This is a genomic window from Paenibacillus sp. FSL L8-0663, assembly GCF_038008125.1.
Lineage (GTDB): Bacteria > Bacillota > Bacilli > Paenibacillales > Paenibacillaceae > Paenibacillus > Paenibacillus polymyxa_D.
Window position 1 is genome coordinate 5,341,981 of the sequence record NZ_JBBOYM010000001.1, and the last position, 26,406, is coordinate 5,368,386.

General features: G+C 44.8%; 23 protein-coding genes. 6 read left to right on the top strand and 17 right to left on the bottom strand.

What is annotated here, in order from left to right; translation table 11 throughout:
* Positions 1-61 precede the first annotated feature (61 nt).
* Positions 62-892, bottom strand: coding sequence for a 5-dehydro-4-deoxy-D-glucuronate isomerase (kduI, locus tag MKY75_RS23690; RefSeq protein ID WP_209947685.1), 831 nt, complete (start codon positions 890-892; stop codon positions 62-64).
* A 341-nt stretch (positions 893-1,233) separates the two neighbouring features.
* Between kduI and MKY75_RS23695 the strand changes: the two genes are divergently transcribed.
* Complete coding sequence (locus MKY75_RS23695) at positions 1,234-2,190, top strand: sugar kinase (RefSeq protein ID WP_039271772.1); 957 nt, start codon at positions 1,234-1,236, stop codon at positions 2,188-2,190.
* 181 nt (positions 2,191-2,371) lie between these two features.
* On the opposite strand, the gene MKY75_RS23700 is transcribed toward MKY75_RS23695, so the two are convergent.
* On the bottom strand, positions 2,372-3,385 hold the full coding sequence (locus tag MKY75_RS23700) for a LacI family DNA-binding transcriptional regulator (protein ID WP_029518668.1): 1,014 nt from the start codon (positions 3,383-3,385) through the stop codon (positions 2,372-2,374).
* Between the two features lie 256 nt (positions 3,386-3,641).
* Positions 3,642-5,051 (bottom strand): MATE family efflux transporter, encoded by a 1,410-nt coding sequence (locus tag MKY75_RS23705; RefSeq protein WP_029518669.1) that lies wholly within the window; start codon positions 5,049-5,051, stop codon positions 3,642-3,644.
* 358 nt (positions 5,052-5,409) lie between these two features.
* On the opposite strand from MKY75_RS23705, the gene MKY75_RS23710 reads away from it, so the two are divergent.
* From MKY75_RS23710 to MKY75_RS23720, 3 genes are all read left to right on the top strand, one after another.
* Positions 5,410-6,417 (top strand): acrylyl-CoA reductase family protein, encoded by a 1,008-nt coding sequence (locus tag MKY75_RS23710; RefSeq protein ID WP_029518670.1) that lies wholly within the window; start codon positions 5,410-5,412, stop codon positions 6,415-6,417.
* Between the two features lie 257 nt (positions 6,418-6,674).
* Positions 6,675-7,235 carry an RNA polymerase sigma factor gene (locus tag MKY75_RS23715; protein WP_029518671.1) on the top strand — a complete coding sequence of 187 codons (561 nt, stop codon included), beginning with the start codon at positions 6,675-6,677 and terminating at the stop codon, positions 7,233-7,235.
* Positions 7,195-8,880, top strand: a complete 1,686-nt coding sequence (locus MKY75_RS23720) for a DUF4179 domain-containing protein (protein ID WP_340886741.1) — start codon at positions 7,195-7,197, stop codon at positions 8,878-8,880. The genes MKY75_RS23715 and MKY75_RS23720 overlap by 41 nt, the downstream gene beginning before the upstream one ends.
* Before the next feature lie 109 nt (positions 8,881-8,989).
* Here MKY75_RS23720 and MKY75_RS23725 read toward each other — a convergent pair whose 3' ends face one another.
* The 10 genes from MKY75_RS23725 to MKY75_RS23770 form a co-directional block, all read right to left on the bottom strand.
* Positions 8,990-9,814, bottom strand: coding sequence for a carbohydrate ABC transporter permease (locus tag MKY75_RS23725; protein ID WP_165145880.1), 825 nt, complete (start codon positions 9,812-9,814; stop codon positions 8,990-8,992).
* Positions 9,814-10,680, bottom strand: a complete 867-nt coding sequence (locus MKY75_RS23730) for a carbohydrate ABC transporter permease (RefSeq protein WP_165145877.1) — start codon at positions 10,678-10,680, stop codon at positions 9,814-9,816. The genes MKY75_RS23725 and MKY75_RS23730 overlap by 1 nt, the downstream gene beginning before the upstream one ends.
* Positions 10,681-10,696: 16 nt before the next feature.
* Positions 10,697-11,929 (bottom strand): ABC transporter substrate-binding protein, encoded by a 1,233-nt coding sequence (locus tag MKY75_RS23735; RefSeq protein WP_165146388.1) that lies wholly within the window; start codon positions 11,927-11,929, stop codon positions 10,697-10,699.
* Positions 11,930-12,277: 348 nt separating this feature from the next.
* Positions 12,278-13,660, bottom strand: a complete 1,383-nt coding sequence (locus MKY75_RS23740; RefSeq protein WP_039271784.1) for a lanthionine synthetase C family protein — start codon at positions 13,658-13,660, stop codon at positions 12,278-12,280.
* Positions 13,657-15,258: an ABC transporter ATP-binding protein gene (locus MKY75_RS23745; RefSeq protein WP_340886744.1), complete on the bottom strand. Its 1,602-nt coding sequence runs from the start codon at positions 15,256-15,258 to the stop codon at positions 13,657-13,659. The genes MKY75_RS23740 and MKY75_RS23745 overlap by 4 nt, the downstream gene beginning before the upstream one ends.
* Before the next feature lie 281 nt (positions 15,259-15,539).
* Entirely contained in the window at positions 15,540-18,683 is a 3,144-nt protein-coding gene (locus MKY75_RS23750; RefSeq protein WP_340886747.1) for a lantibiotic dehydratase, read from the bottom strand.
* Positions 18,684-18,750: 67 nt separating this feature from the next.
* Positions 18,751-19,518 carry an ABC transporter permease gene (locus MKY75_RS23755; RefSeq protein ID WP_165145868.1) on the bottom strand — a complete coding sequence of 256 codons (768 nt, stop codon included), beginning with the start codon at positions 19,516-19,518 and terminating at the stop codon, positions 18,751-18,753.
* Positions 19,519-19,531: 13 nt separating this feature from the next.
* Positions 19,532-20,326 carry an ABC transporter permease gene (locus MKY75_RS23760; RefSeq protein ID WP_029518679.1) on the bottom strand — a complete coding sequence of 265 codons (795 nt, stop codon included), beginning with the start codon at positions 20,324-20,326 and terminating at the stop codon, positions 19,532-19,534.
* A complete protein-coding gene (locus MKY75_RS23765) occupies positions 20,323-21,051 on the bottom strand; it encodes an ABC transporter ATP-binding protein (RefSeq protein ID WP_029518680.1) in 729 nt (242 codons plus the stop codon). The genes MKY75_RS23760 and MKY75_RS23765 overlap by 4 nt, the downstream gene beginning before the upstream one ends.
* Positions 21,052-21,225: 174 nt before the next feature.
* Entirely contained in the window at positions 21,226-21,399 is a 174-nt protein-coding gene (locus MKY75_RS23770) for an FDLD family class I lanthipeptide (protein WP_194362209.1), read from the bottom strand.
* 465 nt (positions 21,400-21,864) lie between these two features.
* Between MKY75_RS23770 and MKY75_RS23775 the strand changes: the two genes are divergently transcribed.
* Both MKY75_RS23775 and MKY75_RS23780 read left to right on the top strand, forming a co-directional pair.
* Entirely contained in the window at positions 21,865-22,215 is a 351-nt protein-coding gene (locus MKY75_RS23775; RefSeq protein WP_165145865.1) for a hypothetical protein, read from the top strand.
* Positions 22,182-22,607 carry an IS3 family transposase gene (locus MKY75_RS23780; protein ID WP_203055935.1) on the top strand — a complete coding sequence of 142 codons (426 nt, stop codon included), beginning with the start codon at positions 22,182-22,184 and terminating at the stop codon, positions 22,605-22,607. The genes MKY75_RS23775 and MKY75_RS23780 overlap by 34 nt, the downstream gene beginning before the upstream one ends.
* Here the strand turns inward: MKY75_RS23780 and MKY75_RS23785 are convergent.
* From MKY75_RS23785 to MKY75_RS23800, 4 genes are all read right to left on the bottom strand, one after another.
* Positions 22,604-22,795, bottom strand: coding sequence for an ATP-binding cassette domain-containing protein (locus MKY75_RS23785; protein WP_165145843.1), 192 nt, complete (start codon positions 22,793-22,795; stop codon positions 22,604-22,606). The genes MKY75_RS23780 and MKY75_RS23785 overlap by 4 nt on opposite strands.
* 121 nt (positions 22,796-22,916) lie before the next feature.
* Positions 22,917-23,090, bottom strand: coding sequence for an FDLD family class I lanthipeptide (locus tag MKY75_RS23790; RefSeq protein ID WP_155271705.1), 174 nt, complete (start codon positions 23,088-23,090; stop codon positions 22,917-22,919).
* Between the two features lie 935 nt (positions 23,091-24,025).
* Positions 24,026-26,110, bottom strand: coding sequence for a ribosomal protection-like ABC-F family protein (gene abc-f, locus MKY75_RS23795; protein WP_340886748.1), 2,085 nt, complete (start codon positions 26,108-26,110; stop codon positions 24,026-24,028).
* Positions 26,111-26,213: 103 nt separating this feature from the next.
* The gene (locus MKY75_RS23800; protein WP_165145821.1) at positions 26,214-26,357 is read right to left on the bottom strand and encodes an RAxF-45 family protein; all 144 of its coding nucleotides are present in this window, start codon (positions 26,355-26,357) and stop codon (positions 26,214-26,216) included.
* Positions 26,358-26,406: the final 49 nt, after the last annotated feature.

Consider the following 26,406-nt stretch of genomic DNA (forward strand, 5'->3'; position numbering starts at 1 on the left):
CGAATGGGATGACCATGTACCTCAGCCGCTTGCAGGTTTACGCTTCAATACACTGATCGGATTAACGCAACTCGCTCATGGCAACCTGATCCATGTCTTTGTATGTTTTATTTTCACCGGCCATGCCCCAAATGAAGGTATAGCTACCCGTAGCCGCACCGCAGTGAATAGACCAAGGTGGAGAAATAACGGCTTCATCATTCTTCATCACCAGATGGCGCGTTTCATTTGGTTCACCCATTAGGTGGAACATTCTCGCGTTCTCATCCAGTTCAAAGTAGAAATATACTTCCATACGACGGTCATGAACATGTGTTGGCATAGAGTTCCATACACTGCCGTTTTCCAACGTCGTCATCCCCATAACCAATTGGCAACTTTGAATGCCTTCATCATGGATAAAGCGACGCAACGTACGGTTGTTGGCTGATTCCTGCGAACCCAGACTTTCAGAAGGTACATCGGCAAAAGACTGCTTCGTCGTCGGATACGTGGTATGAGCCAAAGCTGAAACAATATAAAATTTCGCAGGCTTTTCACTGGAATCGCTTTCAAAGATCAACTCCTTGCCACCTTTACCTACGTAGAGACAGTCTTTTGTGGCCAGCTCGTAAGTTTCACCGTCCACCTTGACCGTACCGCTACCCCCAACATTAAAAATGCCCAGTTCGCGGCGCTCCAGGAAAGTTTCCGCTTTGATTTGATCGTTACCTTCCAGTGCAACAGATTTATTCACGGGATAAATGCCCCCGATAATGACACGATCTTCATGCGTATAGACCAGCTTTACCTCCTCAGGTACAAACAGTTCCTGGATTAGATAGTGCTGACGCAACTCTTCAGTCGTAAAATGTTTGGCATGTTCGGGATGAGTTGAATAACGCATTTCCATAAAAACATTCCTCCTGTTTAGATAAACTTTTTTATCAACGGAATTGTTGTAAAAGCGGTTTCTAACTCTACTTCTTAGCTAGAATTGTAATAATTATCTAAGGGGGTGTCAACCTAAAACTTCGATTTTCCTAGAAAAACCCTTAATACACACGAAGTTTCACACGTTTTTTACCTTTTGATAAACAAAACCACATTTTTTTTATCTATATTACCCAAAAAGTTTTTAGCAAATATATCAACTTCATCATTGTGAAAAACCGATTTATGTGATAATTTCAATTTATTCAGTTGGTGCATGCGCTTACAGATTAAGTTTACTAAACACAAGGAGGAATTCAAATGACCGCAACATTGGATGCTGTTACCTTCGGAGAACCGATGGCCATGTTTTACGCCAATGAAGCAGGCTCTCTGGATGAGGTGCGTTCATTCACCAAAGCGTTGGCCGGGGCAGAGACGAATGTTTCGGCAGGTTTGTCGCGTTTGGGGCTACGTGCCGGACTCGTAACCAAACTCGGCGAGGATACGTTCGGCAAGTTCATTGCCGATGCGCTACGTCAGGAAGGAATCGACACCCAGAATGTCATGTTTACCAAAGACCACTCTACCGGGATGCTGATTAAATCCAAAGTTATAAGTGGGGACCCCGAGGTGGAATACTTCCGCAAGCATTCCGCCGCTTCCACACTGAGCATCGCTGATTTTAACGAAGCTTACTTTGCCGGGGCTCGCCATCTGCATTTTACAGGTATTTCCGTTGCCCTCTCCGCTGAATGCCGCGAATTCGCACGACATGCGCGGCAATTCATGAAGAAGGCAGGCAAAACTGTATCCTTCGACCCTAACCTAAGACCCAAATTATGGCCTGACACACAAACGATGGTGGAGGCGATTAACGAAGCATCTGAGGGATGCGACTGGCTTCTACCGGGGATTCATGAAGGTAAAATATTGACGGGCTATACTTCGCCCGAGGATATTGCTTCGTTCTACCTTGACCGTGGTACCTCACTGGTCATCATCAAGCTGGGAACCGAAGGCGCATATTACAAATCCGCAGATGCTGAGGGATATGTCAAACGCTTCCGCGTAGATCATGTCGTGGATACCGTCGGTGCGGGTGACGGATTTGCCGCAGGTGTTATCAGCGCGCTACTGGAAGGCTTGCCCCTGGCAGAGGCAGTCAAACGCGGTAATGCACTTGGTGCGCTGGCTGTCATGTCAGCCGGAGACATGGATGGCTATCCGACGCGAGCCGAACTGGAATCTTTTTTGCTCAGCGCCAGCACAAATTAGTCCGGGATCATCCCCCGCGTAACCTTCACTGCTATGAGCGCAAGCTCAACAAAGGCCGCATCCAAAGTCGGCTTAACTTCCAATAGCCCGTATTCGCATTTGTGTGACCTGAGCAGCATACGCATACTCAGGTCGTACAAAGGAATACGGGCTATTTTATAATATAAGACATGATGCTCGTCTACAGCGTTTTGACGGATTCTCCCCGATTGATATCCGGCACAAATCGGTAAATAATCGGAACCGATTCGCCGCCTTCCTCAATACTGGACAGCAGCGTTTTTGCCGCCTGCTTCCCCATATCCGCAATCGGTTGCGTAATGGTCGTAATCGGCGGATTGTAAATATGGGCAAACTCCGCATCGTCAATTCCGATAATGGACAGCTCTGCCGGAATGCGTATACGGCGGGCATTCACATACTTCAACACCTCAGCCAACACGATATCATTCCCGGCCAACAGCGCAGTCGGCGGCTCAGGCAGTTGGAAAAGCTCCTTCAGCGTCTGCTGGATTTCTTCTCTCGGCACGCTGTGCATATATTCTTCTCGAAATGGCATGCCATGCTCTTCCAACGCCTTCTTGTATCCGCTGAGCCGCTCCACTCGTGGAGTAATCCGATTCAAGCCAAGGGGCAAGGTAATCAGCGCAATTCGCTCATGCTTGTGAGCCACAAGTTCCTGAATCGCCAGCTTAATCGCCATTTCGTTATCCAACAGCAGGCTACGTGTATTGACACCGTCCACCAAGCGGTCCAAAAACACCAATGGATACTTTTCACGAATGAGCTGATTGTAAATGTCTGCATGCTTGCCTGTCGGGAAGATAATTAAGCCGTCCACTTGACGGGCCTTGAGCATCTCAATATACTGGCCTTCCTTGTCGGGGTTTTCATCGGCGTTGCAAATGATCACCTGAATGCCGAAAAGCTGCAATTCCTCCTCAATCGCACGGATAGACTGGATCGACAGCGTATAATCAATGTTGGCTACAATGACTCCCACCATAAACGTCCGGTTCTGCTTCAAGCTGCGGGCCAGCCCGTTAGGCTGATAATTCAGCTCTTGAATAACTTCGGCAATCCGGTCCCTTGTCTGGTCGCTCATATATTTATATCGTTTGTTCAGAAATTGCGAGACAGTGCTTTTAGACACTCCTGCCTTCTGGGCAACATCTTCAATCGTCGGCTTCTTCATCGGTACACTCCTTGTCTTTCATGTACTGCGTTAGTGCAACAAAAGTATATCTTTTTTTTAGTAAATTTACCAGACTTCTATTTATGAAAGCCATTATGATATAAGTTGAACTTCAAAATTGCCTATCGTGCCACTGTATAAAAGGATGGTTCTCCCGGCAGCAAAAGAGGCAGTTCAAGATGTTCTCTTGAACTGCCTCCACGTATACAACTCTATCGAAAAGCTAGGTTCCAGTTGGCCCTAAATACTACTCGGATCAGTGTGCTGGAACAGGCGTTGCAGACTGATCTGGTGTATCGTGCTCGATCAGCGCATGCTTTTCCCATAACCGGCTTTTCCAGCGGGCATACATGATGACAGCACGAGTCCATTCATCAGCAGCAATCGCCAGCCACACACCGGCGAGCCCCATATCCAGCTTGAACACCAGCAGATAACCCAGCGGCAAGCTCATACAGACCATAGAGATTAGTCCCATAAAAACCGGGAACTTGGCATCTCCAGCAGCACGCAACGAGTTAATAATGACGATATTCGTCGTCCGGCCAGTTTCTAGCAGAATGCTAAGTAAAATGACTTGCGCTCCCAAACGAATGATTTCAGGGTTCTCTGTAAATAAACCGAGCAAAGGTACACGGAAAAAGATAACCACCGCATCAATAATCACAGTCACGAGTAGCGCCCATTTCACACTGTTCAATACACGTTTATAAGCCGTATCCTTCTCTCTGGCTCCCACGAGCCTTCCCACTACGATAGCCGTTCCCATACCGACGGCCATACTGAACAAATAAATATAGCTCGAAATATTATTGGCATATTGACGTGTCGCCATCGCTTCTGCGCCCAGATAGGTCACATACAGTGTGAATATGAGCTGACACGACTGATACATGATAGACTCCAGCGCGGATGGTACACCAATACGCAATATTTTAGAGATAAACTTTTTGGACAAGTGAACGTAATATTTCCACTCGACACGAACCTCAGTGACCCGGTACATCAGCCAGAAGAAGATCAAGAGACAAATAAAGCGGCTACCTACTGTAGAAATAGCAGCACCTTCTACACCGAGTGCTGGCATTCCCCAATGCCCCAAAATCAAAACATAGTTGCCGACCACGTGGATCACGTTCATAAAAACCGATACATACATCGTTTCTTTGGTAAAACCGTGCGTACGAATGGTCGCCGCCAGCGCGTTAATCAATGCCTGAAGGAAAATAGCCCCCCCGACGATGCTCATATAGGATTCCGCATACGTAAGAATGTCCCCCTGGACATTCAACCATTGCAACATATGCGTACCAAACACAAGAAAAATTACGCTTAGCAAAAGACCTACCATCAAATTCAACGTAATGGCCGTACCTGTAACCTGGGCCGCTTCGACTAGTTTCTTAGAACCGATATATTGAGCTACGACGATAGCAGCGCCGTTGCCGATAACCTCCAGTACAAGGATAGCGATTGAAATAATTTGATTGGACGCGCCCACACCCGACACTGCATTATCAGATACAGAGCTGAGCATGAATGTATCGACGCTTCCCATTAACATAAACAGGAATAATTCAAGGAAAATAGGCCATGTCAAACGGAACAAATTCAGTTCCTTGGCTTCGGACAATACCGAACCATTTTTTAGTGCTCTGGTTGTCATTCATTCACCTTTCTTCATAGATTTATTTAACAATCAAAAGGTATGTTAGCATAGTCATTCTGAAAATACATCCCGTTTACGTAAAATGATTTGCAAAATGCGTAAGAATTCATTTATCACCCTCTTTATAATTGATTATCGAACTTTATTGAAACAGGATATTACAAGAATATACCGGCAAATCTGGGCTTATCGACGCAATTATGAGCTAAAGAGTATAATAGAATACGAGCCTGTGAGCATTGCCGCTGACAGGTTGTGAAAATTGTTGTACGCTTCCTAAGCATAATTCGCGAATTAAAGAGGGAATATATAGGACATTCATAGGGTTAAAAGGTAATAAAGGAGGCTTTTACAGATGACTCAATCATTTCAAGCCCTTGTCGTCGATCAGACGCAGGACGGTGAAGTTCAAGCAGAGGTGCGTTCTCTGGAAGCTAGCAGTTTACCTGCTGGAGAAGTATTGATTCGTGTCGCTTATTCCAGCATCAACTATAAAGATGGGCTTGCTGCCCGCAAGGATGGCAATATCGTCAAATCCTATCCGTTCGTACCAGGCATAGATTGCTCAGGAACCGTCGTCTCTTCGGAGGATAGCCGCTTTAGCGAAGGACAAGCGGTGCTCGTTTCCGGATACGGGCTGGGTGTGTCTCAATTCGGAGGATTCAGCCAATATGCACGCGTGCCTGCGGACTGGGTGGTTCCACTTCCAGACGGACTCACGCCGAGAGAGGCGATGATTTTCGGGACAGCCGGATTCACCGCGGCCCTGTCGTTATATCGGCTGGAGCAAAACGGCGTTACTCCGGAGCAGGGGAAGGTACTTGTCACCGGAGCGACGGGCGGCGTAGGCGGGGCAGCTATTGCCTTGCTGAACAAGAGAGGCTATCATGTCGTAGCCAGCAGTGGCAAGGCCGATGCGCATGATTACCTCAAGGCGCTCGGAGCAGCCGAGGTTATTTCTCGCGAGGAGGTCTACGACGGCGCGGAGAGCATCCGCCCGCTGAGCAAGCAGCTTTGGCAAGCGGCTGTTGATCCTGTAGGCGGAAAGCCGCTCGCTTCGCTGCTCAGCCAGATCGCCTACAACGGCTCCGTTGCCGTGAGCGGCCTGACGGCAGGAACCAAGCTGCCTACGACGGTGCTGCCGTTTATTTTGCGCGGCGTAAGTCTGCTGGGCATAGACTCTGTCTTCTGCCCATACGACACCCGTGTAGCGATCTGGAAGCGACTTGGCAGCGAATGGAAGCCGGAACAGCTAGAGCAGCTCGTTGAGCGCGAAGTCGGATTGGCCGACCTGCCCAGCGCGCTCGAAGACATCCTTGCAGCCCGCTCGCAAGGAAGAACGCTTGTACGACTGGCTGACTAAGCAGAAAGATATCGGCAATCTATCTGTTAACCTGGTTTTGCGTGAGGAAATATTCATTCCGTAGGGTCTAGCTTTGCAAAACATAAGAAGCTTGTAAATCTGAACTTTTGAGATTTACAGGCTTCTTTTTTCGTGTGATACATTTGAAGAAAAACAAAATATATCGAATCAGACGGTTTACTTTTCGCAACCAAATGAACCTTATGAGGGCCTCAGTTGTTATATAGATAAACTGCACAAGAAAGGAGAGCACATCATTGGAGAGTAATCGAGAGTTGTTTGATTTGTATCAACGAGATGTATACCGAACCTGCTACTACATGGTACATAACGCATCGGATGCAGAGGATTTAACGCAGGAAGTGTTTATCACCCTGTTTCGCAGCAATCGTGAACAGATCGAACAACTAAAAGCCTGGATTATGAAAATTACGGTCAATCATTGTCTGAATTACCTTAAACGCCGGAAAAGCCTGCATTTGAAAGTATCGGCTAATCCCTATTTATTTAGCGGGGCGGAAGGTAAGCCTGTAGACAAGCTGGTGGAAGAACGCGAATCGACAGAAGAATGGATCGTTTATATGAATCGCCTTCCAGCCAAAATCCGCGCTGTGCTGACCCTCCGCTATATGCATGATTTCACACTGGCAGAAATATCAAAACTGCTGGAAATTCCGCTGGGAACCGTCAAATCGAGGACTCATAAAGGGCTAAAGTTATTGGAGCAAATACTGCGGGATGCAGGTGTAGAAATTCCCGAGATGGAAGGAGAGAACTATGAACAACGTAGAAAAGGCATTGAAGCGCAAGTTAAATAATGATTCGGAAATGGCCTATCCTGACTTCGATGAGATGTGGAACCGGATGGAACAGACAGGGCATACTGCCCCTACGCTAACCGACACTTTCGATTCATTCACTCCGCACCGACATAGAAATTGGCGCAAAATAGCTATCGCCGCCTCTCTGAGTGCGCTTCTCGTTGCCGTTCCCGTCTATGCCGCCATCCATTATAATTGGGGCAATCTGCTGCACGGAAGAAGCGGCATTCAGACGGCACTAAATCAAGACCTTGGACAGCCCTTGGAGCAATCCGTAACCAGAGACGGAGTGAAGCTGACGCTGCATACCGCTATTGTCGATGAGAACCGGACCGTGATTCTGTACAGCTTGGAGGTCGGAAAACGGGCAGACAACGAGTTTTGGAATGTCAAAGGTGTATCGCTAAAAGGTGCTGCGGGGGAAAGCAGTGCAGGGGAATATAACTTTCAGCAATGGGACCCGAAAAATCAACGGTACAACGGATACTTTGAAAGTGACTGGACACCGCAGCAAGAAACAGAGAACATGCGGCTGACCGTAGATCATATAGAGCTCACCAGCGTTCAGGAACTGGAATTGCCGCTCGATGTCACATCGCCTCAGATGCAGACATTCAAGCTGGATCGTAACGGCTTACAAGATATGAAGGTACAGGTATTTCAACAAGGGAAGGATAAGCTGATGCTGTCCTCGGCAATCACCTTCGATTCCTCCATACCCAAGAAATGGGACAATCCACAAATCGTTGCTTACAAAGGCAACAAGCCTGTGATGTCGCAGCCTGGGGGGACTTTTGGCAAACCCGGAGATAACGGGGAGTATACAGCACAGCAGTATTTTTCTAAAGCAGATATACCAGAAGGACAGACTGCTTTCAAACTGCAATATGCGCAAACTGAGAAAAGTATACATGAACCCATAAACTTTGATCTACAGCTAAGCAAGAAGAAAATGGAAAGCGGGACGATTAAAAGTGTGCTGAATACCCCGTTGGAGAACGGCAATCCGAATTTTACATTAGAACAAATGATTGTCACACCTACACAAATCCGTGTCACGATCAGAAGCGAAAAGAAATTCGCCATGTTACCTTATCAAAAGTACTTTCTTTCTGTGAACGGCACAACGTTAGAGGGTAGCCGTTGGTCTTCACCTGATCAGGAGCACGATCTGAATACGATCCGTTTTGAACGACCGTCCCATCTTGTGATTACCAAGGACACTCCTATTACTTTTACAGGCAAATATAAAGTCACGATCCATTCGGATGACAAAACGCCCCAGCGTTTAACTGATATTTCGGACCAGAAGCAGACGCTAACCACGCAAATCGGTGGCTATCCTGTGAAGTGGACTTACTACAAACAAGGGGCAGATTTGTTTGTGGAAACAGAGAGCGAAGATGCTCGGTTTGGAGGGATTAACCAGACGCATATTGGCCTGGGTAAAGAACGGATCATTGGCAAGCCGATCACAGCCAATTTTGCCGGAGACGGCAATAACAAGGCAGTGGATGTCTACAAGAACTTCAAAGGGAAGGAAGCTTCTATCTATATGTTCTACTATACAACGGACGACCCGGAAGCAGAGACAACCGTACCCTTGCAGCCTCTGACAAGCAACAGCGAAGCATCCAAATAGCAATGCTATAAAAAGAGGGTCCTCTATACCTGTGTGAACCGTGGTATAGGGAACCCCTTTTTATTTGTCTAGTAAAGCACAGTCTGCCTGAAGCTGTTGTACCCCTACCTTACTTCACTGAACCTTGCGTAACGCCATTGATAATCCATTTTTGTGCAATCAAATAGACAATAATCATCGGCAGCAAGGCCATTAGATACGAGGCAAAGGCCAAATTAAAGTCGGTATTGAACTGCCCCTGGAACACATACTGAACGAGCGGCAGTGTATACTGCTCCGCATCGCTGATAATAATGAGCGGCAGCAGGAAGTCGTTATAGGTGGACAGACAAGTGAGAATTCCCACCGTAGCACTAATCGGTGCCATCAGCGGGAATATAATGCGCCAAAATGTCCCCCATGTCGTCGCACCATCTACCGTGGCTGCCTCTTCCAATGCCACCGGAATGGAGCGAATATAACCCACATATACGAAGACATTAAACGCCAAACCATACACCGTATGCAGCATAATGAGACCCAACAAATTAGTCATATGAAGGCCCGAGGCCAGTTTTACAATCGGCAGCATGATGATCGGGAACGGTATAAACATGGCGCTCACAAAATAAAAATATAATCCCTTAAAAAATCGTCGCTGCATATTACGGGCAATCGCATAAGCGACCATCGAATTGGTTAGCAAAGTGAGTATGACCGTCGATGTCGTGACCATCACACTGTTTTGAAAAGCGCTGAAGAAGTTGGTCATTTCTACTGCACGACTAAAATTCTCCCAATGCAGCTCGGTCGGAAAGGCAAAGGCGGAATGCGCCATCTGCTCGGGATTTTTAAGTGCGATCGTCACCGTCATATAGAGGGGAAACAGGATAAATATTGTCCCCAACGCTACCAGAAGCAGCACAGGCCAGTTGGTAAGTCTGCTTGTTTTCATCAGTTATCCATCTCCCTTCTCTGGAGGAATCGCAGCTGTAAGATGGAAATGATCGCGATCACAATAAAGTAAATAACAGAGTTAGCCGACTGATAAGCAAATTCTCCGCCTCTAAATCCCCCGGTGTATATCAGGTGGGAAATCGACTGGGTGGCCCGTCCCGGCCCACCATTCGTCAAAGCCACGATCTGATCGAACACCATCAGAGAATTTTTCATCGCCAATACCATATTGATCGTAAAAAACGGTGCAATTAGCGGAAAGGTAATGCTCCAAAATTCGCGCCATTTACCCGCACCGTCCAGGTTGGACGCCTCATACAGACTTGTCGGAATGGTTTGCAGCCCGGCCAGATAGAGAATCGTATTAAAGGCAATTCCCTGCCATACAGCTACGATGACAACTCCTACCCAAGCCAGTTGTTCACTGCCCAAAATGTTCGTCGACAATGAGGTAATACCTAAATTCTGCCCCCAAATCGTAAACACGTTCGAGAACAAGTAATTGAATATGTAACCCACGATCAACACGCTCAAAATATTAGGCAAAAAATAAATACCCCGGAAAAAGTTACGAAACCGTATTTTAGCATTCAGCCCTAGCGCAATCAGCAAACTAAGGATATTAGTCGCAATGGTAACCACAATCGCAAATTTGAAAGTAAACCAGTATGCGTTCCCCACATTGTCGTCCTGAAACAAATTAATATAGTTCTTAAACCCGACAAAGTGATACTGATGACCAAAGCCGTTCCAGTTCGTAAGCGAATAATAAAAGCCCTGCAAGGCAGGCAAGGTCAAAAATATAAAAAACAATAGCACCGCTGGCACCGTCATCCAGTAAAAAGTCGTTAGTCGCTTATTCATGTCTCCTCCTCCTCTCCTATCGGCGGTTAGCTACCTTATCCCATTCACGGTCGAGCTTGGCCAGATAAGCGTCGATGTCTCTGTTTTGCAGGAAGGCCTGCACAATAGAATTCAATTGGACCGCTTTGGGAATATAGTGATCGGCAAAATCAACGACTCGGCCCGATTTAAAATACGGCAACAGCTCCGCCACACTCGGATCATCCTGCGTAACTCCCTTCACCGCCGAAAACAGCGTTTGCTCTGTAATGTACTGCTTGCTATTCTCCGGCTTCAATAAGAAGGCAATGAACTCCTCGGCTTCCTTTTTATGCGGAGTGCTCTCCGATACGGCTAATAGTGTATCTATACCGGACACCAGCTTGACCGCCTTTTCGTCATTCCCTGTCGGTAATGGGAAAAACCCAAGCTCCACTTTCGGGTTGGCTTTGCGAATTTCAGATATGGCCCACGAGCCCTGAATGTACATCAATCCCTGCCCGTTAGCGAAAGCACGATTACCGTCGGCATAGTTTTTGCCAAAATTATCACCATGTCCGTATTTCAGTAGCTCCAGCTGCTTTTCCGCAACCTCGCGGTACTTGTCCTGAAAAGTGACCTGATTTTCACGCCGTTGCAGGAAAAAATCAATGCCCACCAGATTCGGGCCCAGCGCATTAAAGGGGAGGTTTGTTTGCCAATCATCTTTATATGTAAAATAGAAAGGAATTTTGCCAGCAGCCTTGATCTTTTGCGCCGTTGCAATCAGCTCATCCCACGTTTTGGGCACCTGTAATCCCATTTCCTTAAAAAGCGTTTTGTTATACATCACACCATTCGCATTCGCAGCATAAGGAATTCCATACACGGGATCGACCCCGGTTACATCCTTAAGCATTTTGAGGTAAATCGGATCAATCGTACGTGGCAATTCTGTATTCGCCAGATCCGTAAAAATACCGCTTTGTGCCAAAATGGAGTAGGTGTCGGTGGCCCCAAGCCCTACAATGTCAGGTACATCGTTTTTGACAACCCGGGTCAATAACACGGTCTCTGCCTCTGGCGGGTTGACCTGCGTCACTTCAATACCGGGATGTTCCTGATTGAATTGAGAGATTAGCTTATCAAAAGAACCCTTGGCCTCCGGCTTGTTTTGAAAGAATTCAATTTTCACCTTACCTGAATCATCGCCCTTGTTGCATGCGCTTACAATGATCGCTAGTAGCAGAATCGCCGCTAGTGTAGACAGCTTTTTGACCCCATTCCACATGCTCATACCTCCTTTTCCCCTATGTCAATCTATGCGGGACTAGACAATTAATACCCGTCCCTTATGGAAAAGAAACGATACACCGTGTTTGGCGGTTATATAGTAAAAGGGTACTCATCTTCGCTGTTGTTTTTCTGTTTTGTTCAGGTATTGGGTTATTGAATGGGAGTACAACAATACTGCCTTGGGATTCCATGTAAGTGGAACCAACTTGAAGGATGCTAATGAAAATACCTTGAGTCTCAGGAGGAATTAGTATGTTAAAAAAGATCCAACCGGCCTTCAAACGGTCGATTGGATCTTTTCTTACTTTTATTATGTTCAGGTTAGGGAATAACATGACATATCTTAGCGAATTAGAAGAGCAGCGTCCCAATCCGGATTTTCATTTCCTATCAATGAAGCCAACACCAAGGCAACTCCAGCACTTCCATTCAGAAAGCCAGCCTCATCTACTTCTGCTAGCCTCCCATCCAATAGGCTATGATCATAAAAGCCAAACGCCGAATTAGTATCGAACATATCCAGCACTTCTTCTAGTAGCCTGTCTCGCATCATACCTAACTGCTCATGGCCCGTATCTGAATACATACGCTGGATCAGATGCAACAATCCCCCAATACCATGACACAATGTCGCAGAAGATAGTCCTCCTTTACGATAGAGCCTTTTTTCTATATCCAAGTATGCACGTAGTCCCGTTTCGATCCAATCTTTATTTTGAAGAGCTTGTCCCGCCAGCCAGATCGAACGTGCAATGCCTGGTACGCCATAACACCAGGAATCACGATAATACTGCGTGCTTTCAGGCTGCAGACGGTTATCCACCCATTCCTCAAGGGAAACACGCCCAGGCCAAATCACGCCCTCAGTATCCTGAACACGCCAATGATGTATAAATTGTGACAGTCTGTTGATATCGCCCACTAAAGGGAGGGAGTCGGCTCCATTAAGAGCAGACAGGCTCAGAAAAGCTAATGGACCCGCGATACCATGCGAAAGCCCTAAATTAAAATTTCCCTGCGGATATTGTTTCTTTTCATTCTCTTGAAATTGATTCTCCGTGGTAATATACCATCCAGGTACAGGATGTCCATTCCAAGTACGGTCGCTGCACATTATCTGAAACAATTCAATCGTCTGGTTCCATATGGTATGCATAGTCGGGCGGTCAGAAAATAACATGGCGATGCGTCCGATCCCTGTAAAGCCTGATATGGCGTCATACTGGCTCATTTGTAATTGTCCTCTTCCCCATTCCTCCCGACATAGGGCCAAGCTATGTAAAGCAGCCTCTTCGAACCAGGAGGCAAGGGAATCAAGCATTCCTTGATAACGTGTGCCCTTCCTGGATAAAGAGTAAATAGCCAGCAAAATACCTGATAATCCACTATACAGGGATAAGTCATGGACACCCTTTTGCTCCACGATCATACGAATTCGCTCTAAATATTGGTGTCCTACAATATCCCAACCATCCTCAGGGTATAGTCGATCCAACTGACCCATTAACAAACAGATGCCCGTGAACCCACTTCCCAAACTTCCATCTGACCAACGGTCCATCTTCATCCCATCAGCCTCTATCGGGGGCGTTTTTTTCATATACATACGCACTTGATCGGGGTCTTTGTAACGATTGGAAATCTCTTGTAAGATTACAGTTACTTTATCCTTCATATCCAAATTAATGGGTATCCATTTATCACAAATATATGAAGTCGTCGTCATCCTAGCACCCTCCCTCCGCTTTCAATTAAGGAAGCTTCTTCATCGAATGAGCTGGCCTGAATGTTGTACATCTCTGCGTATAGCCCATTGAGTAACATCAGCTCCTTATGTGTTCCCTGCTCCACAATTAAACCATTGTCCATTACCACAATTTTATGTGCCAGACGTGCTGATGAAATCCGATGAGTAATAAAAATACCAATGCTATCCTTCATCAACTCCAAAAATAATACCAACAAATCCTGTTCTGCCACAGGATCTAAGAAGGAACTTGGCTCATCCAAAATATACACATCTGCTTTACGCAGGAAAGCCCGTGCGATTGCTATTCGCTGCCATTGGCCTCCTGAGAGTTGGTAGCCATCCTCAAACCATTTACCAAGCTGTGTGTCCAAACCTTGTGGAAGTTTGGCTATAATATGGTCTATAGCTGCGCACTGGGCTGCATGGATGAGCTCCTCATCCTGCTCCATAAGCCCTAATGATCCAAACCCAATGTTATGACGTGCTGACATTTCATAATGCATGAAATCTTGAAACACGGCTCCAATTTTGTCTTGAACCTGCTGCAGATCATAATCCTGAACGGGACGGTCGTTAATTTTAATGACGCCACTATAATCAGAATAAAGCTGCATCAGGATTTTCATAAGCGTCGATTTTCCTGATCCATTTTTCCCTACAATGGCTATCGTTTGTCCTTTAGTCATTGTTAAATGCATGTCCTGAATAGAAGCCTTCGATTGACCCGGGTACGTAAAGGAAACCCCTTCAATTGAAATTTGTTCAATACAAAATCCGGTGCTGCTCTTTGGGTGATCCAGAAGTGCCTGTTCCTTTTGACGCCGAATGGGGTCCGATGTAGGCAACTGTAGAAATACAAATAACTGCTCCATATACAAATTATTTTGTGAAAATTGAACAATACCTTGGATTAGTGCCTGCATTTGACTTTGGGTTAGCATAATCGCTTGAATATAGCCATATAAGTTCCCTATTAATATTTTTTTCACAAAGGTTTCCTGGATTGCCATCCACACTATCCATAACAGAACAGAAAGTTCAAGCAAACTGTACAGGAAAGTAATTCTAACTCTTTTGCCCAATATACGCCTGTCTTCTACAAAAAATCTTTGCAGTAAATTCTCATATCTTTTTAGTAAATAAGGACCCAAATTAAAAATCTTCACTTCTTTGACCGCACGATCATTTGTAAGCAAATAGGTCATATACCATGACTGTCGATATAACGGGGTACGATTCATATAGATTTCAAACTGTTCTTTGTTTAACTTAAAAATCGAGTAAACCGACACCAGTGAAATCACAAATAGAATAACCACAACCCACCATTTCCATAAGAAAAGTAAAACTGCCGAAGACAGCATGGTAACTAGACTAGATAAAATACCAGCCATTTGTGTATATAATTGGTAAGGTCGATAGGAAGCTTCTTGGGAAGCCCGCTTTAGCTGGTCGTTGATTTGAGAATTTTCATAATCCGCCAGTCCCAAGTAGCCTGATTTTTCTCCAATCATGATATTTAATGACTTGGACAGCACAGATTCAAGGACGCCCTCTACATAACTCTGACTCATCGTAACTAGACTTTTTAAAACGTGAATAAATATAAAGAGACCAAATTGTAGCATAATTATAGAGATATCATGAGGACTAGAAGAAACAATACTATTAAGTAAATTTTGCATGATAACCAAAGTAAGTACGGGCATCACACCTTGAATGATATGCAAAAAAATGCTAGAAAGCATATAGACCTTATTCATGTTAAATACTAAGGCAAAAAGCTTAAGCCCTTGACGTACAGACTTCCATATGGAAGAAGTCCTCCGATCTGTACTTTTTTGTACGCTACTCATTAGCGATTCCCCCGATATTGAACCAGGCTGTTCATAGCATGTCTGGCCATGATCATTATTTTGCGCTCCCGATCCCTGTCAATTCCAATTAATCGGTTCAAATGCATATGGATCACACTGTATATAATATCCTCTCTTGTATTGGTAGCTCCCCCCTCCCGTTCCTGCTCATGGAGTATATAATTATATTGCTCTACTGCTTCTTTTCTTGCATAAAAAATATTTTCTATGGATTCGCGACTGGATGCAGTCGAAGCTGTCATTTCCTGATCTGATGCCATCCATTGTAAAAAGAACTTCCGTTCCTTGCGAAAGTCTTTCAAATAGTCTTTGAGATCAAATTGACGATTTAAGAATTGAAACGCATCTTCCTTATAGTAACCAAACTGGTAGAGAAGATTGATCACGCTTAAAATAGCTATAACGTCCTTCTGTAAAGAAGTCTGGTTGAATCTAATGAGACGTACCAATTTGGCTGTCACTTCACTGTCACAAGAAAACATTCGTTCTGCCCACATCATGAGCTTCTTTCCACCGTAACGCTCTACTTCTGGCTCATAGGTATCGATCACAACTCTGGATATCATGCCTTCATTTAAAAGCATCTCTGTCCATTGATGAAACACGGGAAGAAACAAGTTTCCCTCCAGAAACTCCGGTAGCTTAAACCGGACACGAATATGTTTATCTGGATCAGCGTATCGGATAAAGTACCCCTGAAGGATGTTACCGTCCTCTTGATGCTTCCGCACAAATTCATCCCAATAACCACCAATAAACTCATCTTGGCGACTGTTCATACCATATAATTTGGCATAGAACCAAGGACCACCAGGAAGATAGGTACAGGTTGCCTCTGAGGAAAGGCGACTTGTATCCTCATGCCTTCTATCTAGTGTCGCAGCAACTTCCTCCTCAAAATGGTTCGTTGCTACAGCCTGTTTACGTATACATGGAAATACAAATTCAGCCGCCAAGCGTCCACTGTGACGAGAGACTGGCGTTTCTCCGACTTCACCTATGTGTTCGATTAAAGTAACTTTTCCTTTGGATTGAAGATCTCTACAAACCTGTTCAACATGCAAGGGATGATTCATATCCAACAGAATTCGATTATCTAATTCAATCATATATACATAACGTGGTAGATTCCATTCTTTTTGGAACTGACACACTAAATTCTCCAAATCAATCATATCCTTGGATAGGCTAGTTGCCGCATCCCATGTCATTCTCCATGTAGCCGGATTGAGAATGACATGCTTATATCTTAGACGTGGGGTAAAAGGGGCATGGGTGGCGAATCCCCACTCCATAGATGACCAATGGCGATAACCATCCTCACTGACCTCCAAAAGAAAACGATGTATGTTAGGAGTCAATTCAGCATTGAGCATATGTCCAGCCCTAGCAATGACCTCACGATTGCGACTTATCGACTTCAAATAAAAATGATCATTACGTACCCCAACAGCAAGGTCCGAAACATGTATCTGCTGTTCCTTTGGCAGGGTATGATTGGTTCCTATTGCGATTTCATAGGGGCGAGTATGCTTCGTTAATACTACATTTGCCGATCTTCCCGAACTGGGTAAATACGATATTCCGGCTAACAGCTTTTCAGGCTGTAACCGTTGCTCTTCCGATTGAATGCTGGAGAACATATCAGTAAAAGGCTCGTCAAACAAATCCAGAAATCTCCCGAACGTCTTTCCCGCCCCGTCTGACCCCTGATTAGGTGCCAGAAGTAAAATATACTCACCGCGATCTACAGCCTGCTGATCAGGGGCGACCAACTGAAAAAACAATTCCATAGAAGGTGCTGCCAACCATTTGCCTGATTTCTGCCCTTTTAACATTGCGTCTATCATGGCATCTGTAAGTACCACTTCATGTTTTCCTTCATGGATGCAAGATACGAACCATTGAAATAAAAGCTTCTCCTGATGTGATCTCGACTGGGACGGTGACATGTTTTGAAGCCGTGTTCGGTTACTCAATGGATGTTTGTAGCCTGCCGGAGCACCCATCCCTGTATCCTCATCAAGAAGCTCCAGCAAAGGGACCTCCCGATATGGACCATACTTCTCCAAAAATTCCACACAAAATTCATCCAAAGGTCTATTCTCTCGCGACGAAAGCTTAGTTAGTAATTCGGCAACACATTCAACATCCTTACGGATACATTGGGGAAGAACAACTCCTCGATCCTCCAGGGAAAGGTCGATTTGCAAGCTTGATTTTGCACTGAACATTTTGCCCATCTTTCGTCTTAAATGCTCCAACGAATCTTCCCCTTGGCCTATAGGGAGACGATTATATTTATTAATAGTATCCGCGATGTTATTAAAATTCTCTTTTAACTCATCAATACCCGTTACTAATTTCAAGACGGATCGTATATGGTCCAGCGGTTCGGTAGTAGTGGTAGGAGGAATAAGCTCAGATATCAAAAACTCTTGCTCAAATAGCTGCCATACATAACGGTCAATTGTCTCTATATCAGCTCTTTCAAATGTCTTATGTAGATGGTTGACCAGTTCCTGATAAGGTATGAGGGTCGAACTTGCTTCCATCACACAATCAAATACCTGAGTCGCACGAACGGACACACTCTGATCTTCTCCACCGACTATACTGCCGCATCTTGTCGTGTAGGGGATTTTAGCCCGGTTACCCTGACGATAAATTAATGTATTACGCTGAACCCGCAGCTGGCGGACAACCTCCTTACTGCTTGTGACCATTTCAACGGCTTTCATTAGCCATTCCATGTCCGGTCTTGCACGCTTTCGATACATATCTGGCTCTTGTAAAATGAGCTGAGACTGCTCTCCGAATTTCCCGTAAGTGACTCCAGATAACAATCCGAACGGCGTAGGTCGTGTAGCCATTCTAGTGATATAACGCATAAAGGATTTGATAACTTGTTCCTGTTTGCGCGGATTGTCCTGATCGCTGATATGTACTAAAGATTCAAGCAGAGTAGGGCTGGAGGCAGCTAACGCTTCACGAATAAATGGATTACGAGATAATTCCGTAAGACGATTTATTGCAACTCGTCTGATTCCTTCAGTCTCTCCGACATTGGTTAGAAAGCATTTTCCGAACTCTTCCATAGGTAGCACAGGAGTACGAAGCATAAAAAAATCCAGGGTTTTATAAAGATGCTCTTCCATTCCCATTAAACCTCCGTTCTAAGCCAAACGTTTAAATTGTTTTCTTTTGCCAACGAACAAAGCTAATAGTCGAACAAATCAATATAATCACGATTAGACACATCCAGAATCTGGTGGAACCATCCACTCTTAAAGCAAGCATAATTTGCTGGAAAGGATCTATTAACATCACAAGTGGCTTGTAAAATGGGTAGATAAACATAGATATAAATAAAATAGAAATAAACGAGAATAAAGGTCTGGATATGAACAAACACACTGCACTACTTAGCATGAGCTTTGCCAGGCAAACCAACGTTAATACCAAATAAAACACAAGTGTATATGACATAGCATCTAATGAGGTGGAAGCCTCTGCTGAGCCGTATTTAAAAAAGGTTAAGCTACGGGGAAAAATAGTCCAACCAGCCAGTATGCCTATGAGCAAGGCTGTACCCGTAAAAACGATCGTCGTGACCGATAATGCGAACAGTTTCCCAAGCCAAAATTGAAAGCGACGGTATGGACGCAGTACATATAAACGATACGCCCCGGAGTGAATATCCCCGCTTAACTGATCCACATACAAAATAGGCAACAATGCCAGGATCAGAAATAGGGAAATTTCACTCATCATAAGCCACGGCAAGTTCAGATTATTAACAGTGGCAATCCCTTCGCCAAAGCGGAATTTCATTGTTCCACTAATTTTAAGACTGACAATATTCGCAATAACCATCAATAGAAAAATTGTATATAATAAAAGAGTAGATCTTCGATTCCATATTCGTTCCATTTCACTTCGCCAAATTCCTAGCATAAGAAAAATCCTCCTAATACAAATAATCATCCTTGGTAAAACGACGATATGCTCCCCATGTAAAAAGGATTAGATATAAAATAACAACGGTGGCAATCGCCCCATTTGCAGACAGGTTTCCGGATAAGGATGTCTTCAATCCTCTATACTGCATATAAGGAATAAATAAAAAGACTATAAGATCATGTATGTAGGGAATATGAGAAAATAGAGATGCTAATTTAAGATATAAGCCATCGAACAGCAAGGAGAACAGATTATAGGTCGTACAAATACCAATTGCATGGGTTACACTCTTGCTACACATGGCAATATAGGAATACAGACAGCCAATAGCCATAAGTGAGACAAAAGCCTTTGCATAATATTGAAATACATACATTATAAGCTCTCCATATTGCCTTGTTTCGCCTTCAGAATAGGGAAATCGCCATACTCCGACACCCCAAAGAGACAGACCCAATATAAGTAAGAGTAATAGAACAGAAACCTGTAAAACCAATAGCTTGCTCCAGAAAATCTGTCCCCGAGTAAAACGCCGCATGAAGATTAGACGCAACTGTCCACCCCGAAATTGCTCCGTATATAGAGTCGCTACTAATGCAGCTACAGCAATATTGCATATTAAAAACAAATTTTCTTGCAGGCCTATAATGACAAAGACTTTGGACAACACTTCTACCGAAGTCTTGAGATACAAAAAATAGCTGGCTGTGGAATAAGCGAGTACAGGGGTACATAAAATCAGAAGCCAGAACCATTTTCTGCTATACAATCTCTCGAACTCACTGTAAATGAGTGTCTTCATAATCCCATTAGCTCCATAAAAGCATCCTCTAGCCGTTGACCTTCCTCAACCAATTGATCTGCGGGTCCCTTCCAAACTAGCGTTCCTTCTTTAATCACAATTAATTCGTCACACATTTGCTGCAACTCATCCAGCAGATGGCTGGAGATAAAAAATGCATAATTTTCTGAATTTCGCAAACGAAGGATAATATCTCTCAACTCCCTCATTCCCATAGGATCGAGACCATTGGAAGGCTCATCGAGCAGCAGTAGCTCCGGGTTACCCAGCATAGATTGGGCAATGCCCAAGCGTTGCTTCATGCCCAAAGAATAAGTTTTCACCCTGTCGTCTCCACGCAAATCCAGGCCTACTCTTTCTAACAATTCCTCTATATGCTTTTCCCGATCGGAAGATTTAATATTCGGATGCAACCGAGACAAATTACGCAGCACCTGTTTACCCGTCATATAATCAAAAAAGACCGGGGACTCAATGATAGCGCCTACTTTGGAGAGCGCCTTTTCCCGATCCGCCTGTACGTCATATGAAGCTATTCTTACAGAGCCACTGGTTGAATGCATTAACCCCGTCATGATCCGCATCATTGTTGTTTTCCCGGCTCCATTCGGTCCAATGAAACCATATATTTTCCCCTTTTCAAGCTCGAAGGAAATGTCACTTAATAAAGCCCGTTTCCCCATTTTTTTGGATACTTTTTCAACTTTCAATAAGACATCCGACATTACACTTTCCCTCCATTACTAAATCCAAATATAAGGATGCCTCTGATATTCACAACCAGGAAACCAAAGGTTTTCTCAAAGAAGAAGAAGGGACTTCAAGGTCCCTCCTCCTTTGCTAAATTAAATAGTTATCCAATATAAAGGTTTTGCAAGTTGCAAAACAACTAAAATTTATTAACAAAGTGTTCCTAAATTACTGAAGCAAGGTGAACATGTCTCAACACAAGTTTGGGATGTATTACCGCCACCACAGCCGATAGAGCAATTCCAAATACTCCAAATTTTAGGCTCTACAGAACCTTGAGATTTGTTTACTTGAACGTCCAGATCAAATAAGTTTTCAGCCATTGCATTCCCCCCTTTCATTTAGATATACCATCAGCCTTCAGCGAGGTTCATGTTTACCCCGCCAAAGCCTTCCTTCTCGCAATAGAAGAGAAGGATTTTATATGAACAACACCCCGACCAGATCGTCACCTACTCGAAATATTGCCATATATCACGTAGACAACCGTATGTATGATCTTTGTTGATAACAAACACTTCATCTAACAATGATTTATATCTTCCTTACAAATAAAAGAATATCACATGTTGCAAAATGTAAATCTATTACTTTATATGTAAACATACATAACAAAAAATCATTAATACCAATTTATTTTAATATATGGTTATTCTATTTCCACTCTCTCATTCTCTTTACCATACAAAAAAGGGGACTGATCCCATAACGTGAGACACATCAAGACACCTTCAAGAGAATCAAGCCATGTCGTAAGATATGGAGATAACCTTGGAGGTGTTTTTACGTTGGCAACGAGAGTGAGTTATCCCTTAGAAATAAAGATGAAAGCGATTGAAATGAGATTGGCAAGAGTTCCGGTAAGAGGGGTTATGAAGCAACTGGGAATACGGAATAAGACACAGCTAGAAACATGGATGAGGTGGTATCGAAAAGGCGAAGTGCATCGTCTGGAGCAGCCTGTAGGTAAACAATACAGCTACAGAAAAGGTCCGGAACACTCTTCGGAGCTTGAAAAAGTAAAGGAGAATCGGTTCCTGAAGCAGCAATTGGACCTGCTAAAAAAGTACAAGGAACTGGAAAGGAGGTGGAACCAGAAGTCGCCGTGGCCTGGATCGAATCCATTCGAGACGAAGTGACGGTGTCTGAGGCTTGTACATGGCTCGGGATCGCAAGAGCGACCTACTACCGCTGGAAAGCAACTATGGAGACAAAGCGCACAGATGCTACGGTGGAGAAAATCCGGGAGCTTTGCATCCATCATAAGTTTCGGTATGGTTACCGGAAAATCACCGCACTCCTTCGGGCAGAGCAAAGAATGAATCACAAACGAGTTCAGCGGATGATGCAGCGTGAGGGGCTACAGTGCCGCGTGAGAATGAAGAAACGAAAGGTCACTGGGCAGCCTGCAGCCTGCTTATCCAGCAGAAAATCTGCTGAAGCGGCAATTCCTTGCAGAGGCGCCCCTGCAAAAGCTCGTTACGGACATCACCTATTTACCGTTTGGCGGAAAGATGTTCTACTTCTCTAGCATTCATGCCCGCTTGTAGGATGCATCAACCCTATCATCATGCGCATCAACGTCGTTTTCCCTACTCCATTTGGACCAATAAAACCATATATCTTTCCTTTGTCAAGCTGAAAGGAAGAATCGTGAGTTACTTGACGCTTCCCAATCACTTTAGTGATTTGCTGAACCTCCATAACAACATTAGGCATTCTTTTTCTCCTTCCAAATCTATCATAATTGAGGGGAAGGATGGGACTAAAAAGACCCCTTCCTTCCATTTTTCACTCTAATTCGATTAGGATTCGAGTTCAAATTCCATGGTTACACTGTTCAACACAATGCTCCAATATTAGAAAAACATTTTACACCTGCTGTTTCAGCACAAGTGTTGGCTGTTCCGCCGCACATTCCGGTGCATTGCCACGCCAAACTTGTTACTTGAGGTTCTACTGAACCTTTAGACTTGTTAATTTGTACATCCAAATCAAAAATATTGTTTTCCATTTTTCCCAAACTCCTCTCGATATTCATCTTTAATAATAAATACAATAATTTTGTGTAATCTAGGAAGCTAATTTATATGAAAGATATCTCAACAGATCGTCACCTATTGAAGCATCCCCATATGACATTTTCTTTATATGGTTAGACACTTTATTCAGGCATTATGCCGAAAAAAATCCTGCAAATGACTAATCAAAACTCCTTGTATCGAGTAAAAAGAAATATATATACTAATACATAATTATATATAGTTAAATTATGTATTATTTAAAACCTATTTGGTAACTAATTTTTTATGAATTCAAGATTGGAAGATATACTTCAATATTCAAGATGCATAAAAGGCCTTGATCCAACTTTGATGCGTGTCCTAAAAGTACACGAAAACGACTTTGGGAGTAAGATATAGCGAAGTCCGCTTTACAACCTGGCAACAAGCAAGTCTAGTAAGGGATTATAAATACCTATTGTAGATGGATCCTTTCTTGATGGACGAAATCATTTCATACCGAGTACTCGCTCGGTCGCGGTCTTGAAGCTCAAATGAGCCTTAAATTTCATTCACTTGAACGTCCAGATCAAATAAGTTTTAGAACCACACCCTGACCAGATCGTTATTCAAGTAATTTCCATATATGACAATACGGAAAATCTTATGTATGATCTTAGTTGACATTATAAAAATTTATCTAACAGTGATTATTTCCTTCTTACAAATAAAACAATATCACATGTTTCAAAATGTAAATCTATTACTTTATATGTAAACATACATAACAAAAAATAATTAACACCAATTTATTTTAATGTATGGTTATTCCGTTCCCACGCTCTCATTAGTCTTTACCATATAAAAATAGCCCCTCAGCAGCGCTACCTCAGGGCTATCCCTTTATAAAATATACGTTGCCTATCTTCAGCAACCAGCCTGTCACCTACTCCAGCTCAACCCACTCGCCGAGCAACATGTCCAGCTCGGCTTGCAGCTGCTCACGCGCGTCCCACAGCTCCGCCATGTGGATCGTGTCGCCGCTTGTGCCGAGCATCTCCAGCTCGGCATCCGCCGCCGCCAATTCTGCTTCTTTGGCGGCGATGGTCCGCTCCAACCGCTCGCTGGATGCAGCGGGCGAGCGGGTTGGCTTCGCGGCCTTCGCTCCGCGTGCCCCACCCCGGGCATCGGGTGCCCCCAAGCGACCAGCCGACCCGGAGCGAGCACGGCTCGCATCGGCTCCGCTGGTCGCTCCTGCCCGCGCAGCCGTCCCCGCGCCATTGCTCGCTGCGCTAGAATGTGCAGCTGTGCCCGAGCCTGAGCTGCCACCCGATGCGGCTCTGCTTGCAGATGTCGGGCGTGTCCCGGTATCCTCGTCGCTCTGTAAACGAGCGTTCTCCAGCTCACGCTTCTTCGCTCGGTACTCATCAAAGCTGCCTAGATAAAAGGTCAGTTTTCCAGCCTCCAGCTCCCACACGCGCCCTACCAGCTTGTTCACAAAGTAGCGGTCATGCGAAATCGCCAGCACCGTTCCCGTGTAGGTGTCCAGCGCTTCCTCCAACGCCTCGCGTGAGTCAATGTCCAGGTGGTTCGTCGGCTCATCCAGCACCAACAAATTTGGCTTTTTCATGACCAGCAACGCCAGCCGCAAGCGGGACCATTCGCCACCGGACAGCATGCTCACGGGTTTAAACACATCGGCACCGTAAAATAAATACTTCGCTAGCAATCCGCGTGCCTCGCCTTCTTCCACCCCTGCTTCTTCCTTGAAGTAAGCAAGCACAGTCGCCCGGCTATTCCGTTCTCTCTCTTGCTGCGCCAAATATCCGTACTCTACGCGCGTACCCCACTGGACCGTGCCTGCATCTACGCTTTCCTGACCAAGCAACAGCTTGAGCAGCGTCGTTTTACCTGCGCCGTTATCGCCCAACAAGGCTACCTTTTCACCGAATTCCAGGCTGCCCGTTGCCCCGCTTAATATCTGACGCTCTCCATAAGCTTTAACAATATCTTCAAACTGTAGCACTCGGCGACCGGAACGATCCTCCAGCTTTAAGTGAAATTCTGCCCCCTGTGGGTCCAGTACAGGTCGTTTCACCAGCTCCATACGCTCCAGTGCTTTACGAATGGAGGCTGCTTTTTTGAAAAACTTTTCGTTATCGCCGTTGCGACCCCACTCTTCAAAACGCCGAATGGCCTCTTTCATCTTTTTGATTCGCTTTTGCTGTTCCTTATAATCTTCAAATTGCAGTAGCAATCGTTCTTCCTTTTCCTTAACGTAACCGCTGTAGTTCGTATAATACGTAAACGCCTCGCCATCCTCAAGCTCAATCATTTTAACGGCAACCCGATCCAGAAAATAACGATCATGAGATACAACCACACACGCGCCTGTGTAGCCCTGCAAAAATTGCTCCAGCCATTCCAGCCCTTTCAAATCCAGATGGTTGGTCGGCTCATCCAGCAGCAGCAAATCCGGTCGTCCGATGAGCTGTGATGCCAGCGCTATTTTTGTTTTCTCTCCACCAGACAGCGAGCCGAAGCTGCGCGTATACATTCCTTTGGGAATACGCAGACCATCCGCTACCTGATCAATATTTGCATCCATTTCATAGCCGCCGTTGCGCTCAAACCGTTCCTGTAGGGAAGCATACGATTGCAGCAGCTTCTCCAGAAGACCCGTATCCGCTACCACAATCGGATCTGACATTTCCCGTTCCAGTGTGCTCATCTGATTGCGGCAATCCTTCAGCTCACGATAGGCGTAAGCCAGCGTTTCGTACACGGTGAAGCTCTCAAACTCCGCCGGAATTTGCGGTAAATAGCCGATTTTCGCATCCTTGGCGATGACGAGCTGCCCTTCATCCGGGCGGGACAAACGTGCGATCAGGCGTAATAGGGTGGTTTTACCGCTTCCGTTGCGGCCGATGAGTCCCACCTTTTCTCCCATATGGATTTCAAACGATGCACCATCCAAAATCAGATTGGCAGCGTGGTATTTTTTCAATTGTTGACCGTTAACTATATACATGTTCAGGCTCTCCTTTATTTAGGAAGACCCTTACCCGGGTAACACAAAAAGAGCCGCAGGAGCAACCCCGCGACTCTTCGGAAGATACAGCAATCCGTTCGAGTTAAGGTAGGCGTCTTCTCGCGATGTTTACAACCATATGATTAAAATTGGACAGACTTCTCCCGTTGTATGGAAAAGCATGAACAATGCCAGCCATAGCAATCGGCAGCTGGCTAATACGGTTGTTCAGCATCTCGTGATTCACCTACCTCACCTCCTTCTTCATAATTGTGTGTAGTATATCATGTTTGCTC